The sequence below is a fragment of the Halotia branconii CENA392 genome, from assembly GCF_029953635.1.
Classification (GTDB): Bacteria; Cyanobacteriota; Cyanobacteriia; order Cyanobacteriales; family Nostocaceae; genus Halotia; species Halotia branconii.
In genome coordinates, this window is sequence record NZ_CP124543.1 from 1146984 (window position 1) to 1161375 (window position 14392).

Below are 14392 nucleotides of genomic sequence, written 5' to 3' on the forward strand. Positions count from 1 at the left end.
GGAATTAAAGCTTGCTTTTTCAAGGGTTTGATAGATTTTTTAACTGATTTTCGCTTAAAGCATCTGGTGTAACAAGTAACGGTTTATTTTAACGAAAACTTAAGATTTTTGACATCTTGGTTGGAACGGAGCGATCGCACGTATTGTAGAAGGTGAAATATGGCTGCTGAGCCATTGTTTATGTTATTCACGGAGCCTGTTCTAAATGAACCTTTTGACTAACTTTCTCCGTTCCTTGGTACTTACGATTATTTTCAGCTTTGCTGCTCCTATGTTCTTAGTCGGCGGCGTACTGCTTCTTTTACCTTTAATGGGTCATATTCCTGTACTACAAGGAGTGACTGAAGCAATAGCCCATAAAATATCGCATTTTCTCTCCATCTTTGGCAGCGGAACTGCTTTACGCGGATTATTGGTGATTAGTTTAACTTGTAGTTTTGTTGGAGGACTGTTTGATACTTACGCTTATTACCGTTGTCAAATCTTACGTATAGATTCTTAAGTGGTAAAGAATGTATTCAGTTGGCGTTGATGAACTGAATCAAGAGTCGAAAATACTGTTAAACCTTGACACAGCGAAGAAGCAGCATTGCTGAATCTTCACTTATCGAACTGCGCGAATAAATATTTAATAATTATCTTAGTTCTTAAAACTACAGACTGTGCTAGGACAGCATGGACTGATTTAGGTGCAATTTTCTTGAAGTTATGACAGTCCAACTAATATTGAGTTGTGTATCAACTTTTATAGTTTTATATATTTGTTTACTTTGATAGGTTTGAATAATTTACTAACGTTCAGAAATAATAACAAATATACATCTACGCAAATCTAAAAACTTTGTTAAATTCCCAGATATTATCAATTTTGGGTACTTTCTCATTAGCTTGCTGCTTTAAGGTTGGTGCAGAGAGCAGGAAAGACAAGCAGACAGTGAGAAAGAGGTAAGTACCTAAGCAGAATTAATTACACAGATTGTTTCTCTGTTAAGAGTTCCCTCTCTCCACAAATGAATTTAATTTTGCACGACTACTTAATTTTTCTTCATCCCCCTTGCGCCCTGCCCCCCGAAGTTGCTCCACTTGGGGAGCCAGCGCTGTGGGCGGGTTTCCCGACTTGAGGCGACTGGCGTGAGACCCCAAGACCGCACTTCTCTTCTGCCCCTCTGCCTCTTCTCTCCATGCCCCATGCCCTAATTCAGCAAAGTTAGATCGTTTGATTGCTGGGCATTTTATATTGAGTGTATTATAGAGGTTTTTGAACTGCTCATGGTTTGGCCTTTTAAGTCCAAGTTTCGTAAACAAATTGCCCGGATTGAGATTACTGGTGCGATCGCCAGTGCGACTCGTAAACGTGTTTTAGAAGCCCTAAAAACCGTGGAGGAAAAGAAGTTTCCGGCTTTATTACTACGTATTGATAGTCCTGGGGGTACAGTCGGAGATTCCCAAGAAATTTATAGCGCCCTGAAGCGATTACGCGAAAAAATCAAAATTGTTGCTAGCTTTGGTAACATTTCGGCTTCTGGCGGTGTGTATATCGGCATGGGAGCTGGGCATATCGTGGCCAACCCTGGTACGATTACAGGCAGCATTGGTGTAATTTTGCGTGGGAATAACTTGGAACGCTTATTAGCGAAAATTGGTGTTTCCTTTAAGGTTATTAAGTCAGGGCCTTACAAAGATATTTTGGCATTTGATCGAGAACTAACCGAACCAGAACAAGATATCTTGCAAGAGCTGATTGACATCAGTTATCAACAGTTTGTACAAACCATAGCCGATGCGCGTTCTTTGGGGGTAGAAACTGTTAAAAGTTTTGCTGATGGGAGGATTTTTACAGGACAGCAAGCCCTAGAATTGGGTGTTGTAGATCGCCTGGGAACCGAAGAAGATGCCCGTCGTTGGACAGCAGAACTGGTTGGTCTTGATCCTGAAAAAACCCCATGTTATACCCTAGAAGAACGAAAACCCTTGTTGAGTAGAGTTCTACCAGGGAGTCGTCAGATAACATCAGGTGTAGGATCTGGAATTGATTGGCTGGAATTTGAAATGTCTACTAGTGGTTTACCACTGTGGTTGTATCGACCCTAATATGAGTGAGGAGTTAGGTGTGAGGAGTAACTCTCAAGTTCTCTTAAAACCTAATTCCTAACTTTTCTGTTTTAAGGAGGATTTTGGCGTGGACTGGCAAATGCAGGCTATACGTGGAGCAATTACTGTTTCAGAAAATACTGTGGAAGCAATCCGAGAAGCGGTGACAGAATTACTAGATGAACTAGAAGAACGAAATCAAATCCAGCCCAAGGATATGATTAGTGTGACTTTCTCAGTAACACGCGATCTTGATACTATTTTTCCGGCGGCGATCGCCAGAGCGCGTCCTGGTTGGGATAATGTAGCTATGTTGGATGTGCAGCAAATGCATGTCAAGGGAAGCTTACAACGTTGCATCCGGTTTCTCATCCACGCTAACCTACCCACCTCGTCTGTAATTCACCACATATATTTGCGCCACGCCGCTAACTTGCGTCCAGACTGGAGTTTACCCCAGTCGTTACAAGCATCACAGCAAGTAGTTAAATCAAAAGTGTAAAATAGCTACGTAAATAATACGTAAAAATAAGCACAACATGAGCTATTACGGTGGTGACGCTGCTGCTCAACCGACTGCTATTGGTGGGAAAATCTTCACTGGCCGCGGAACTGGTGTATATGTGAAGTTAGAGGATTTTCTGGCAATTATTTCCAAATGTGAACAGCCGCTTGTAATTGTCACGAGTGAAGGCTTTTTTACAAAAATCTACAAGTATGTGACAGCATACAAAGGTTTTGTCTTTTTTACAGAATCTTTAGATAAATTACAATTTGGTAGCAATGTTGAAATTATCTACGCTCAAAGCCTAAGCGCTGACATTTGAAGTCAACAGTTAGCAAAAATCCCTACCCCATTTCGTTGAGGGTGGGGGTAATTAATATTAAAAATATGAGTAATGAGTTTATATTTAAATATAAGTAAAATATTCTATTAAAGCATAGTAATTTCAACTTTATGGAAGTTAAAGATAATTATGATAGCTATTAAAAGTCGAGCCGATAGAGTAGTACTTTACAACATTAGTTGGCAACAATTTGAAAATATTTTACAAGATTTTGGAGAGTGTCGTGCTGCCAGAATAGCTTATGATTGCGGTTCTTTAGAAATTATGACACCTTTACCAGAACACGAACACTATAAAGAGGTCATTAGTGATTTCGTTAAAGATATTGCTGATACCCTTGATTTAGATTACGAAAGTTATGGTTCAACTACCTGGAAGCACGAAAGCCGCATGGCTGGTTTAGAACCAGATAACTGTTTTTATTTCCAAAATGAAGTGGTGATTAGGGGTAGGCTAGATTTAGATTTAAGCCAAGACCCTCCCCCAGATTTAGCATTAGAAATTGATCTTACTAGTAAATCTTTAAATCGATTTCCTATTTATGCGCGGTTAGGTGTTCCTGAAATTTGGTGTTATGACTCAGGAGAATTGAAGATTTATCTCTTACAAAATGATGAATATATAGAGTCAGAAACAAGTTTAGTTTTTCCTAACTTACCAATTCGGGAATTACCAAGATTGATTAAAGAACATCGTACCGAGGGCAGAAGGGCAATGAGAAAAGCTGTGAAAGAGTGGGTCAGTTTCAATATTTATGGAAGTTAAAGATAATTATGATAGCTATTAAAAGTCGAGCCGATAGAGTAGTGCTTTACAACATTAGTTGGCAACAATTTGAAAATATTTTACAAGATTTTGGAGAGTGTCGTGCTGCCAGAATAGCTTATGATTGCGGTTCTTTGGAAATTATGACACCTTTACCAGAACACGAATACTATAAAAAAACTATCAGCATTGCCATTGAAGATATAGCTTTAGAATTAGATTTAAAATATGAAAGTTATGGTTCAACTACCTGGAAGCGCGAAAGCCGCATGGCTGGTTTAGAACCAGATGATTGTTTTTATTTCCAAAATGAAGCTGTGATTAGGGGTAGGTTAGATTTAGATTTAAGCCAAGATCCGCCCCCAGATTTAGCATTAGAAATTGATCTTACTAGTAAATCTTTAAATCGATTTCCTATTTATGCGCGGTTGGGTGTTCCTGAAATTTGGTGTTATGACTTAGGAGAATTGAAGATTTATCTCTTACAAAATGGGGAATATATAGAGTCAGAAACAAGTTTAGTTTTTCCTAACTTACCAATTCGGGAATTACCAAGATTGATTGAAGAACATCGCACCGAGGGCAGAAGGGCGATGAGAAAAGCTGTGAGAGAGTGGGTCAGTTTCAATATAGAATAACCCTGTTTTGTCACTTTGGGAGAAGCCAATCTTTAAAAGCCTTTCAGAGTTATAATCTTCAGGGTTAGGCTACAAATTTTAGTTACTGTTAGAAAATAAAGGCTCAAAGCTTTATTCAATCAAAGTTTCAGAATCTTGCTTCGATTATTGTTTTCCGAGAGTGACACAAGAGGGATAATTTTCTCTAGGCAACTCTAGAAAACTTGTGTGTACACCATAGTCCCGCGTTGGGGAGATGAATGGAAGCAGGGTTATTCCAAATCCATCGAACTTACGTTACTTAGCACAACTACTTAATGCAATCGTGCAATTGATAGCAGATACCCTTATCAAATGAAACTCGCCGGAATGATGTATCTAAGTTGATGGTTGTTTCACCGCTACCGAGAAACAAATAACCATCTGGTCTTAATTGCTGTTTAACTTTTTTTAGCAAAGCTTTTTTGGTGGCGATATCAAAGTATATTAAAACATTGCGTAAAAAAATCACATCAAATTTTGGCAGAGATGACCAAGATTGCACAAGATTGAATTGACGGAAATCAACCATCTGACGAATTTCGTCTTTAATTTGCCAATCACGATCTAACTTTTGAAAATACTTATCACGAATATTTTGGGGTAATCCCCGCTTAATTTCTAGTTTGTTATATTGTCCTTTTTGGGCACGAGCTAAAACTTTGGTAGAAAAATCACTAGCAATTAACTGTACAGGCCAGTTAGTAAGCAGAGGAAAATGTTCTTTAATTAAGATGGCGATGCTGTATGGTTCTTGTCCATTGGAGCAAGCAGCACACCAAATATTCAGCGATCGCTCGACTGCTCGGTTTTTGACTAACTCTGGGATTATAATTTGTCTGAGCGCTTCAAAAGGATAATGATCGCGGAAAAATGAGGTTTCGTTGGTAACTAAAGCCTCGATTGTCTGGACATGAAGACTGTTGAAAGGGTGAGTCCGCAAATAATTAATCAGTTCAGTAATGGAAGCGAATCCTACTGATTCAACAATTGGTTGTAAATGTAACTCTGCCAAATAAGTTTTATCACCATACAACATCACTGCTGAATGTTCGTGAACTAATTGTCGAAGATATTCAAAGTCATTCGTACTAACACCCATAGTCTGTTTCATTACAGACCTGAAATAGAATTTCGATTATAACTAATTCGGTACATAATCTCATCTGCCATTTGGTCAAGTGGAACAATCTGATTAGCAAGTCCGGCATTAACTACAAAACTAGGCATTCCCCACACTATGCTACTAGCTTTGTCTTGTACTAGCACCTGTCCGCCAGCTTCACGGATACACTGACAACCATGCAATCCATCTTGCCCCATCCCCGTCATGATGACTGCGATCGCTCTCGCACCATAAACCTGCGCTAGCGATCGCAACAAAACATCAACTGAAGGGCGACAGAAGTTTTCGGGGGCTGCTTGATGGGTATCAAGTCTAACCACATCTTTGTCCCTTTGCACAACTAAATGAAAATCTCCCGGTGCAATCCAGACATGTCCAGGTTTGAGTGTGACTCCGGGAACTGCTTCATCCACTGGGATTTGACATTTAGAGGATAATTGCTCAGCTAACAGCTTTGTAAACATTGGCGGCATGTGTTGCACAATTAAAACTGGTACTGGTAAATCTGCTGGAAGCTTTTTGAGTACTACAGTCAAAGCATTAGGGCCTCCGGTAGAAACTCCAATTGCGACAATATCTACTTGCTCTATATTGCTGTGAACAGGAAAAATAATCGGATGAGCATTGGTGATTGGTGTAGAAAATGCACCAAATACCTTAATTTTGGGAATTAACTCCTTTTGAATGTGTTGGGTTGTCGCCTCTACACTTCCTAAATTACTGGGTTTGGTCGCATAATCTGAAGCCCCTAAAGAGAGAGCTTCAAGAGTTGCGATCGCTCCTGTACGAGTAGAGGTGCTAAACATAATTACTGGCAGATGCGGATAGTTTTGGCGAATTGCAGACAAAGTTTGTAAACCATCCATCTCTGGCATCTCGATATCTAAAATGACGACATCGGGATTAACCTGAGGAATTTTGGCTAAAGCAATGCGCCCGTTAGCCGCGACTCCTACCACTTCTAATTCGCGATCGCTCGATAAAATTTTACTGACGCGACTCCGCACCACTACTGCATCATCAACAATGAGTACCCGGATTTTAGGCATTGGGAGTTATACCATTTCCTAATTTGTAATTAACGTGAGTTCGACAAACCTCTCCCTCTCCTAAAAGGCGCTGCGATACACACAAGTCTTTTAGAGTTAGTCGATACATTCACAATGTCAAGCTATACATTCACAATGTCAAGCTATACATTCACACTGTCAGGCGATGCATTCACAATGTCAAGCGATACATTCATAATGTCAGGCGATGCATTCACAATGTCAGGCGATGCATTCACAATGTCAGGCGATACATTCACAATGTCAAGCGATACATTCATAATATCAAGCGATGCATTCACAATGTCAATGCAGCAACTTGTGTGTACACCGTAGCTTTTCAAGGGGCTACGATGTACACATAAGTCTTAAAATCTTACTTAAAACTAGGTTTCATCGTTTAGCTCTCGGCTGTTGAATTGTGCTGCAACGCTGTCATTGGGAGGAGGAACGACGTTCACGAAGTGTTCCCGTAGGGTAGCAATCGTAAAAACTACGAGATTACGCGATTACTTTGCTTCGCTCGTAATGACACTGGAAAGGGCTACTTTGACTAAATTAATACTTGAATTTGTTGACAACTTTCTGTAAATCTGCTGCCATGCGTGATAGTTCTGTAGCTGCCTCTAAGGTATTGCTGTTAGCAGTAGTTGTACTTTGAGCATTGAGTGCCACAATTCCAATATTTTTAGCAATAGCTGATGTTCCTTTAGCTACCTCAGCAATATTTCGACCAATTTCATTAGTAGTTGCGGTTTGCTCTTCGACAGCACTGGCGATCGTGCTTTGGAGGTCATTGATTTGATTAATAATACTAGTAATCTCGGTAATGGCTTGAACAGCACCTTTAGTATCAGTTTGAATTGCCTCAATTCGCTGGCTAATATCTTCAGTAGCATTTGCTGTTTGTTTAGCTAATTCTTTGACTTCGTTGGCGACTACAGCAAAGCCTCTACCAGCATCCCCGGCTCTCGCCGCTTCAATTGTGGCATTAAGCGCTAGTAAGTTTGTTTGCCCAGCAATTGAGGTAATAACTTTAATGACTTTGCCAATTTCAATACTGCTTTGACCGAGTTTATTAATTGTTTCGTTAGTGCGATCGGCGGTTTTTACTGCCTCGGTGGTGATTTTTGCACCTTCGGTAACAGTTTTAGCAATTTCTCGAATGCTAGCATTCATTTCTTCAATCGCAGTCACGATTGTACTGGTATTCAGACTTACCTGTTCCGCAGAGGCAGATGCAGAGGTAGCTTGTTCAGCTGTTTGTTCGGCGTTATCAGTCATTTCTTTGCTGGCTGCGGTCAGTTCTTCCGAAGAAGATGCTACGGCTGTTGCTACTTCTGCCATTTGTTTGATAGAAGATTTGAGACTGCTAATCATTTGATTGGCATTATCTGTAATTTCCTTAAATTCTCCGGCATTGTGTGCTTCGATTTGCTGGGATAAATTTCCTTGAGCAACAATTAGCGTCACCTCGTTAATACTTTTGATTTGCTCTTTGAGATTTACAGACATTTGGTTTAAATTGTCGAGCAATTCTTGCCAACTTCCACCTGCTCCTTTGACAACAGTTTGAAAACCGAGCTTTCCTTCTGTACCAATCTCGGATGCCAAACTAGTAACTTCGGTAGTAAAGTTTTGATTTAAACTTACCAATTCATTAAAGACCGAGGCAATTTCACTTAGTCCATGATTCTCGACTGGTAAACGGACGCTAAAATCACCATTTTTTACCGCTTTCAATGCTAATAGTAATGGTTGCAGTTGCTCTTTTGTGACATGATCATCCGTTGGCTGCGGATCTGTACTATCCACCGAGGAAGATTTGGAGTTGACTGTTTTTCCAGCCCGATTTGTAGTCATTGCAAAGCCTCCTCAATTACTCGGTTAAATTAACATTTAAAGTTTTTTTAGGGTCTAGAACTAACAAAAACCCATCTGAAAGAGGATAAGCTCCTGCTAGCATCTGACGCATTCTACCTTTTAATGTGGCGGGCGGAGGTTGAAGTGTGTTTTGAGGAAACTGCAAAACATCTCCAACTTGATCGACAAGCAGACTAACTACTTCATCGTCAGCACATACAATCATATTAAATCCCTCTGGCTGATCTACAGGTTTTGTAGTTAGTTGCGTCTGCGGTTCGCTCATTTTTAATCGAGCTTGTAAATCGATCACAGCAATAATCTGTCCGCGTAAATTAATTAGCCCACAAATATCTGAGGGGGCTAAAGGTATATGAGTAATTGCTTGGGGGCGAATTACTTCTTGAACATGTTGCACGTCAATACCAAAATAAACTTCTTTGAGAAAAAAGGTGCAAATTTGTTGTTCAACCATGAGTAGTCAATTGCAGTAAATGAGGGTTAGCAATGCGAATTACAGCCTCAATATCAAGAATTTCGGTAATTTGACCTCGAATTACAGCACAAAAAGCAATGCCTGGTCTACTAGCAACACCTTTAATTGTTAGGGGTTCTTCGACAATGTCGAGAATGCGATTAACTATTAGCCCTACACTCAGTTCTGAATTGGGGGAGACAATAATTATCTGGAGTGTCTGGGCAACTTGATCATCCAGGTAATGCTGATGGTTATGGGAAAATACTTTGTCAAGCTCAATCAGTGGCAGGACTCTACTATATGATTGCACGAAATACTGATTGCCCACTTTCTCGACAGCAGAACTAAGAATATTTTCTAGCCGAAAAGCGATCGCCAGGGGAATGCCCATAGGTGCATTTTCTGGCCCTGCAAATAATAAAATGGTTTGGCGATCGCTTGTCTGTTCTTGGTTATTTGTGGTGTTCTCACTCAATAATTGTTGCTTTTGTTTTGCTGTTATACCAGATACATTTCCTAAACCACCAACATCAATAATTAACCCGACTGTGCCATCTCCTAAAATCGTCGCTCCAGCAAATAAAGATAAGGCTTTTAACTGTTTTCCCAGAGGTTTGACTACAATGTCTTGGATGTCTTCAATGGTGTCTACGACTAAGCCAAATCGATAGTTATCAACTTGCACTATTACCAGACTAAGAATTTCCAAGTCGGTAACACTATTTTGGTGCTGCAACACTTGATTGAGGTAAACCAATGGCACAAGATTACCCCGTAAGCGATATACAGGTACGTCATAAAACATCTCAATCGTATTTTGTGCTTGGGCTTCGAGGCGTACTAGTTCTTGTAAATTGGCTTGGGGAATAGCATAGCGATCGCCGCCACTGGTAACAATTAAGGCGGGAATAATGGCTAAGGTTAGCGGAATTTTAATTTTGAATGTTGTTCCTTGTCCCTGCTGGCTATCAATTTCAATTGTGCCGTTAATTTTTTCAATATTGCTCTTGACAATATCCATCCCTACCCCTCGTCCAGAAAGGTGAGTCACCTGTGGTGCTGTGGAGAAGCCGGGTAGGAAAATCAAGTTGATGGCTTCAAAATCACTCATAGCCGCAGCTTGGGCAGCGCTGACTAAACCAAGTTGCTGCGATCGCTTTTTGAGTTGTTCTAAATCTAAACCACGACCATCATCGCCAATTTCAATATTGACTTTGCCGCTTTCGTGAACAGCTTTCAAAAATAGTCGCCCTAGGGTTGGTTTACCAGCAGCTACACGTTCTGCTGGTAACTCAATGCCATGATCGATGCAGTTGCGTACTAAGTGAGTTAAAGGATCTTTAATGGCTTCAATGATACTTTTGTCGAGTTCTGTATCTGCTCCCTCCATTTCAATCTGTACTTGTTTACCGGAGGCAGTTGCTAAATCTCGTGTGACGCGTGGAAACTTTTGCCAAATAGTACTAATTGATTGCAGGCGAGTTTTCATCACTTTTTCCTGCAACTGAGAGGTAATTACGCTCAAATGCTGGCAGGTAGCAGCAAAATTATTATCCTTAAATTTGGTACTAAATCCGATTAGTTGGTTACGGGCTAAAACAACTTCACCCACAAGGTTGATTACCTGATCTAGCAAATTTACATTCACTCGAATATGAGGAGATGCTGTCAGGTTGGAGACTGGCGAAAATTCGCTATTAAGATCAATAAACTCATCAGTTGTTGCTGCTTGCGTATTCTCTCCCTGTGACTGCAATTGATTCAAAATCGTGATCAGTACAGAATAATCGCGATCGCCTTCCTGTTTTGTAGTGGCAATTTGCGATAGTATCTGCCGAATGCTGTCAACTGTTTGCAGTAAAGCACTGATGATTTGCGGGGTAATTACTAGCTGGCGATCGCGCAAACATGACAGCAAATTCTCCCCAGCATGAGCAATTGACTCCAATTTTGGGAACGGTAAAAAGCCGCAGTTTCCTTTTAATGTGTGGAGCGATCGATAAGTACGAGCTAATGCTTCTTTATGAACTGATGCTTTTTCTAAATCAATAATATCTCGTTCAATTTGATTCAGATTTTCATAGCTTTCAACTAGGAATGCTTCTATATCATCATCAATTTCGGTTAACTCCATTGTGCAGATATTTATATTTTATGTTTATGCTAATCTAATTTTATCGTCCACTAATATCTCTCTTAGGATAGATGTTTAAGTTTTTCAATGCTGAAAGGATAATGGTTATCTTCAATTAGAAAGTAAGAGATATGCAATGTCCTCGTTGCCATTCAACTCAAACTTTCAAGAATGGTCGTCGTCAAGACAGGCAATGCTACAAGTGTAAGAAATGTGGCCGTCAGTTTCTCGAATTTTACCAACCCTGGTGTTATTCAAACGATGTCAAGCAGATATGTATGAAGATGCATCTCAATGGTATGAGTCTGCGAGAAATTGAGCGAGTGACAGATATTCATCACACTACAATTTTGCACTGGCTCCGTAAAGCTAGAGAGGGACTAGATAGTATTTCCAATAAGTAATATTCTAAATTTTACCTATACTATAATGTCATTATAGTTTCAGCAAACTTAACTATTTTTGCATCATTCTTAATTAGAATGTGGTTGAATGATATTTAATTTTATTAAAAAAATAAGCTATCTGACTTAAAATTAACAATTGCTGAATTATACAAAGTAAAGGGCAAAGCCGATGGCATTGGTTTTGATTATTGATGATGCAGCCTTTTCTCGCAGAATGATTCGTAAATTTCTGCAAGTCGATGGTTATGAAATTCTAGAAGCTACTAATGGACGTGAGGGATTAGAAATGGTTTACAAACACAAACCAAATTGTGTATTAGTAGATCTTCTCATGCCAGAAATGAATGGGTTTGAATTTCTTAAATCTCTTCAAGAAAAAGACTTAAAAATTCCTACAATTATCATCTCAGCCGATATTCAAGAAGGGGCACGCAATCAAAGTTATCAGTTAGGGGCAGTCAACTTTATTAATAAGCCGCCAAAAGAACAAGAATTACGAGAGGCAGTCCAGCAAGTTCTTAATACCAAGGAATAAGTATTCATGAATGTAACAGCAGAACAACTGGATGCCTTACAAGAGTTAATTAATATTGGAGTTGGTCGAGCAGCAAGTTTATTAAATGAGATGGTAGACTCTCATATTCATCTGAAGATTCCGTTTGTGAAAGCGTTAACTGCTGAAGATGCTTATCAAGAATTAGCAACACGTTTTCATGATGATACTTTGGCATCTGTAAAACTAGGTTTTACAGGCTCTTTCTATGGTACTGCTGGCTTAATTTTTCCAACTGATAGCGCCTCAACCCTGGTTGCAGTGCTTACAGGCGAAGAGCCTGGCTCGGCTGATTTAGATGCAGTAAAAATTGGAACATTAAGCGAGATAGGTAACATTGTGATTAATGGAGTGATGGGTTCGCTCAGTAATGTGTTAAAGCAGCATATCAACTATACACTGCCTGTTTATCTAGAAGATACAATTAAAAATTTATTGTTATCTGCACATGAAAGCCAGTCAAAAATTTTACTAGCACAAGCCAGATTCACAATTGAACAACTAGAAATTATTGGAGATATTATTTTAATTTTTCAGGTAGGCACATTTGATGCACTCATCAATGCGATTAACGGTGAAATGGGAGTAATATGGTAGATATAGAAATTAGTATAATTGACTGTATCAAAGCAGACATTACTCAAACTATACGTCAAGCATTATTTAGGACTGATTTTTCAGCAGTTTTCAACTTAAATATAACTATCTCATCAGCTTTTCTTTGACTGAAATGTACTGCCGAACATAAGATTGTAGTGAATTAGCATTTGAGTGATTAGTTAAAATTTTATGTAAAAACAATGAGTATAATTGAACAGGCTCAGGAAAAATTTAGTCTTTTAGATAAAATTCCTTTAGGAGCTTTTGTTCTACAGTCTGATTATATTGTTTTATTCTGGAACTGCTGCTTAGAAGAATGGACAAAAATTTCCAAAAATAAAATTTTGGGAACTTCCATTTATGAGTACTTTCCTCATCTGAATCAATCACGTTATTCTAGTCGTTTGTCTCAAATTTTCCAAGGTGGACCTCCCACAATTTTTTCTTCCCAACTGCATAAATATGTCATTCCTGTACCTTTGTTCCAAAATAAATATCGCATTCAACATACAACTGTAACTGCTGTACCTGCACTGGATGAAGATGGGTTTTATGCTTTATTTTCAATTGAAGATTTAACAGATTTAACATTCCGAGTTCATGAATATAAAAACTTACGAGATCAGGCTTTAGCAATAGCTCAAGAACGTCAACATGCAAAAGAAGTTGCAGAAAAAGCAAACAGCATTAAAGATGAATTTTTGGCAATTGTTTCTCATGAACTTCGTTCTCCTCTCAATCCGATTTTGGGTTGGGCAAAACTATTGAAAAACCGTTCATTAAATGAAGCAACTACTCTGCGCGCCATTGAGACTATTGAACGAAATGCCACACTCCAGGCTCAGTTAATAGAAGATTTGTTGGATATCTCTCGGATTCTCCAAGGTAAACTAGCGCTGAATTTAGAAACTGTTAATCTTGCTTTGATTATTGAAGCTGCTTTAGAGACAGTACAATTGGCAGCAGAAGCAAAGTTAATTCAAATTAATCTGCATTTAGATACAAGAGTTGGTCAGGTAAAAGGTGATAAAAACCGTCTGCAACAAATTGTTTGGAATTTGCTCTCGAACGCCATTAAATTCACACCATCCGGCGGAGAAATATCAGTAGATTTAATAGAGATTGATTCTCAGGTACAACTGAAAATTACTGATACGGGTAAAGGTATTAGTCCTGAATTTCTACCTTATGTATTCGAGTATTTCCGTCAAGCTGATAGTAGTACAACCCGAAGTTTTGGTGGATTGGGATTGGGCTTAGCGATTGTACGCCAACTTGTCGAGTTACATGGCGGTACAGTTCGGGCGCAAAGTCCTGGAGAAGGACAAGGTGCGACATTCACGGTTTGTGTACCAGTGCTACAACAAAATCTGGAATTAGAAAGAGAAAATAGCAATTTATCTGACTCTTATCCATTTTGTATGCTTTATGCTCCACTTAAGGGGATAGAGGTGTTAGTTGTGGATGATGATATTGATACTCGTGAGTTTTTGTGTTTTTTATTGGAACAGCAGGGAGCAAGCGTAAACATCGCTGCATCGGCGAATGAAGCACTCGCGGCAATTGCCCAGTCAAAACCAGATATATTATTGAGCGATTTAGGGATGCCAGAAGTTGATGGCTACACTTTGATTAAAAAATTACGGGCAATGCCTGCTAGTGAAGGTGGACAAATTCCGGCGATCGCTTTGACTGCTTATGCTGCCGAAACAACACAAAAACAAGTGTTCACAGCCGGATTTCAAATGCACATAGCAAAACCGGCCGATCCTTCAAAACTGGTAACTGCGATCGCTACACTGATGAAAATCTAAAGTCCACT

Annotated in this window: 15 protein-coding genes; 10 read left to right on the plus strand and 5 right to left on the minus strand. The window is 39.3% G+C overall.

Annotated elements, in window-relative coordinates; translation table 11 throughout:
- Window positions 1-205 precede the first annotated feature (205 nt).
- From QI031_RS05190 to QI031_RS05215, 6 genes are all read left to right on the plus strand, one after another.
- Window positions 206-502, plus strand: a complete 297-nt coding sequence (locus QI031_RS05190) for a hypothetical protein (RefSeq protein WP_281484141.1) — start codon at window positions 206-208, stop codon at window positions 500-502.
- Between the two features lie 767 nt (window positions 503-1269).
- Window positions 1270-2091, plus strand: a complete 822-nt coding sequence (gene sppA / locus QI031_RS05195) for a signal peptide peptidase SppA (RefSeq protein WP_281484142.1) — start codon at window positions 1270-1272, stop codon at window positions 2089-2091.
- A 100-nt stretch (window positions 2092-2191) separates the two neighbouring features.
- On the plus strand, window positions 2192-2593 hold the full coding sequence (gene aroH, locus QI031_RS05200; RefSeq protein ID WP_281484143.1) for a chorismate mutase: 402 nt from the start codon (window positions 2192-2194) through the stop codon (window positions 2591-2593).
- Window positions 2594-2630: 37 nt separating this feature from the next.
- The gene (locus QI031_RS05205; protein ID WP_281484144.1) at window positions 2631-2918 is read left to right on the plus strand and encodes a hypothetical protein; all 288 of its coding nucleotides are present in this window, start codon (window positions 2631-2633) and stop codon (window positions 2916-2918) included.
- A 150-nt stretch (window positions 2919-3068) separates the two neighbouring features.
- Entirely contained in the window at window positions 3069-3704 is a 636-nt protein-coding gene (locus QI031_RS05210; protein WP_281484145.1) for a Uma2 family endonuclease, read from the plus strand.
- 8 nt (window positions 3705-3712) lie between these two features.
- A complete protein-coding gene (locus tag QI031_RS05215; protein ID WP_281484146.1) occupies window positions 3713-4342 on the plus strand; it encodes a Uma2 family endonuclease in 630 nt (209 codons plus the stop codon).
- A gap of 289 nt (window positions 4343-4631) precedes the next feature.
- Here the strand turns inward: QI031_RS05215 and QI031_RS05220 are convergent, their stop codons facing one another.
- The 5 genes from QI031_RS05220 to QI031_RS05240 form a co-directional block, all read right to left on the minus strand.
- Window positions 4632-5474 carry a CheR family methyltransferase gene (locus tag QI031_RS05220; protein WP_281484147.1) on the minus strand — a complete coding sequence of 281 codons (843 nt, stop codon included), beginning with the start codon at window positions 5472-5474 and terminating at the stop codon, window positions 4632-4634.
- On the minus strand, window positions 5474-6535 hold the full coding sequence (locus QI031_RS05225; RefSeq protein ID WP_281484148.1) for a protein-glutamate methylesterase/protein-glutamine glutaminase: 1062 nt from the start codon (window positions 6533-6535) through the stop codon (window positions 5474-5476). The genes QI031_RS05220 and QI031_RS05225 overlap by 1 nt, the downstream gene beginning before the upstream one ends.
- Before the next feature lie 558 nt (window positions 6536-7093).
- Window positions 7094-8398: a methyl-accepting chemotaxis protein gene (locus QI031_RS05230; protein ID WP_281484149.1), complete on the minus strand. Its 1305-nt coding sequence runs from the start codon at window positions 8396-8398 to the stop codon at window positions 7094-7096.
- 16 nt (window positions 8399-8414) lie between these two features.
- Complete coding sequence (locus QI031_RS05235) at window positions 8415-8873, minus strand: chemotaxis protein CheW (protein WP_281484150.1); 459 nt, start codon at window positions 8871-8873, stop codon at window positions 8415-8417.
- Entirely contained in the window at window positions 8866-11010 is a 2145-nt protein-coding gene (locus tag QI031_RS05240) for a chemotaxis protein CheA (protein WP_281484151.1), read from the minus strand. The genes QI031_RS05235 and QI031_RS05240 overlap by 8 nt, the downstream gene beginning before the upstream one ends.
- A 131-nt stretch (window positions 11011-11141) precedes the next feature.
- On the opposite strand from QI031_RS05240, the gene QI031_RS05245 reads away from it, so the two are divergent.
- The 4 genes from QI031_RS05245 to QI031_RS05260 all read left to right on the plus strand — a co-directional run bounded on the left by QI031_RS05245 (window position 11142) and on the right by QI031_RS05260 (window position 14384).
- Complete coding sequence (locus QI031_RS05245) at window positions 11142-11414, plus strand: IS1/IS1595 family N-terminal zinc-binding domain-containing protein (protein WP_281484152.1); 273 nt, start codon at window positions 11142-11144, stop codon at window positions 11412-11414.
- 172 nt (window positions 11415-11586) lie between these two features.
- Window positions 11587-11952: a response regulator gene (locus tag QI031_RS05250; protein ID WP_281484153.1), complete on the plus strand. Its 366-nt coding sequence runs from the start codon at window positions 11587-11589 to the stop codon at window positions 11950-11952.
- Between the two features lie 6 nt (window positions 11953-11958).
- Window positions 11959-12567, plus strand: a complete 609-nt coding sequence (locus QI031_RS05255) for a chemotaxis protein CheC (RefSeq protein ID WP_281484154.1) — start codon at window positions 11959-11961, stop codon at window positions 12565-12567.
- Between the two features lie 203 nt (window positions 12568-12770).
- Window positions 12771-14384, plus strand: coding sequence for a hybrid sensor histidine kinase/response regulator (locus tag QI031_RS05260; RefSeq protein WP_281484155.1), 1614 nt, complete (start codon window positions 12771-12773; stop codon window positions 14382-14384).
- The last annotated feature ends 8 nt before the right edge of the window (window positions 14385-14392 follow it).

Bases quoted from the DNA above. Each gene is read 5' to 3' on its own strand.
- QI031_RS05190 (WP_281484141.1), top strand. From the start codon at position 206: ATGAACCTTTTGACTAACTTTCTCCGTTCCTTGGTACTTACGATTATT.
- sppA (WP_281484142.1), top strand. From the start codon at position 1,270: ATGGTTTGGCCTTTTAAGTCCAAGTTTCGTAAACAAATTGCCCGGATT.
- aroH (WP_281484143.1), top strand. From the start codon at position 2,192: ATGCAGGCTATACGTGGAGCAATTACTGTTTCAGAAAATACTGTGGAA.
- QI031_RS05205 (WP_281484144.1), top strand. From the start codon at position 2,631: ATGAGCTATTACGGTGGTGACGCTGCTGCTCAACCGACTGCTATTGGT.
- QI031_RS05210 (WP_281484145.1), top strand. From the start codon at position 3,069: ATGATAGCTATTAAAAGTCGAGCCGATAGAGTAGTACTTTACAACATT.
- QI031_RS05215 (WP_281484146.1), top strand. From the start codon at position 3,713: ATGATAGCTATTAAAAGTCGAGCCGATAGAGTAGTGCTTTACAACATT.
- QI031_RS05220 (WP_281484147.1), bottom strand. From the start codon at position 5,474: ATGAAACAGACTATGGGTGTTAGTACGAATGACTTTGAATATCTTCGA.
- QI031_RS05225 (WP_281484148.1), bottom strand. From the start codon at position 6,535: ATGCCTAAAATCCGGGTACTCATTGTTGATGATGCAGTAGTGGTGCGG.
- QI031_RS05230 (WP_281484149.1), bottom strand. From the start codon at position 8,398: ATGACTACAAATCGGGCTGGAAAAACAGTCAACTCCAAATCTTCCTCG.
- QI031_RS05235 (WP_281484150.1), bottom strand. From the start codon at position 8,873: ATGGTTGAACAACAAATTTGCACCTTTTTTCTCAAAGAAGTTTATTTT.
- QI031_RS05240 (WP_281484151.1), bottom strand. From the start codon at position 11,010: ATGGAGTTAACCGAAATTGATGATGATATAGAAGCATTCCTAGTTGAA.
- QI031_RS05245 (WP_281484152.1), top strand. From the start codon at position 11,142: ATGCAATGTCCTCGTTGCCATTCAACTCAAACTTTCAAGAATGGTCGT.
- QI031_RS05250 (WP_281484153.1), top strand. From the start codon at position 11,587: ATGGCATTGGTTTTGATTATTGATGATGCAGCCTTTTCTCGCAGAATG.
- QI031_RS05255 (WP_281484154.1), top strand. From the start codon at position 11,959: ATGAATGTAACAGCAGAACAACTGGATGCCTTACAAGAGTTAATTAAT.
- QI031_RS05260 (WP_281484155.1), top strand. From the start codon at position 12,771: ATGAGTATAATTGAACAGGCTCAGGAAAAATTTAGTCTTTTAGATAAA.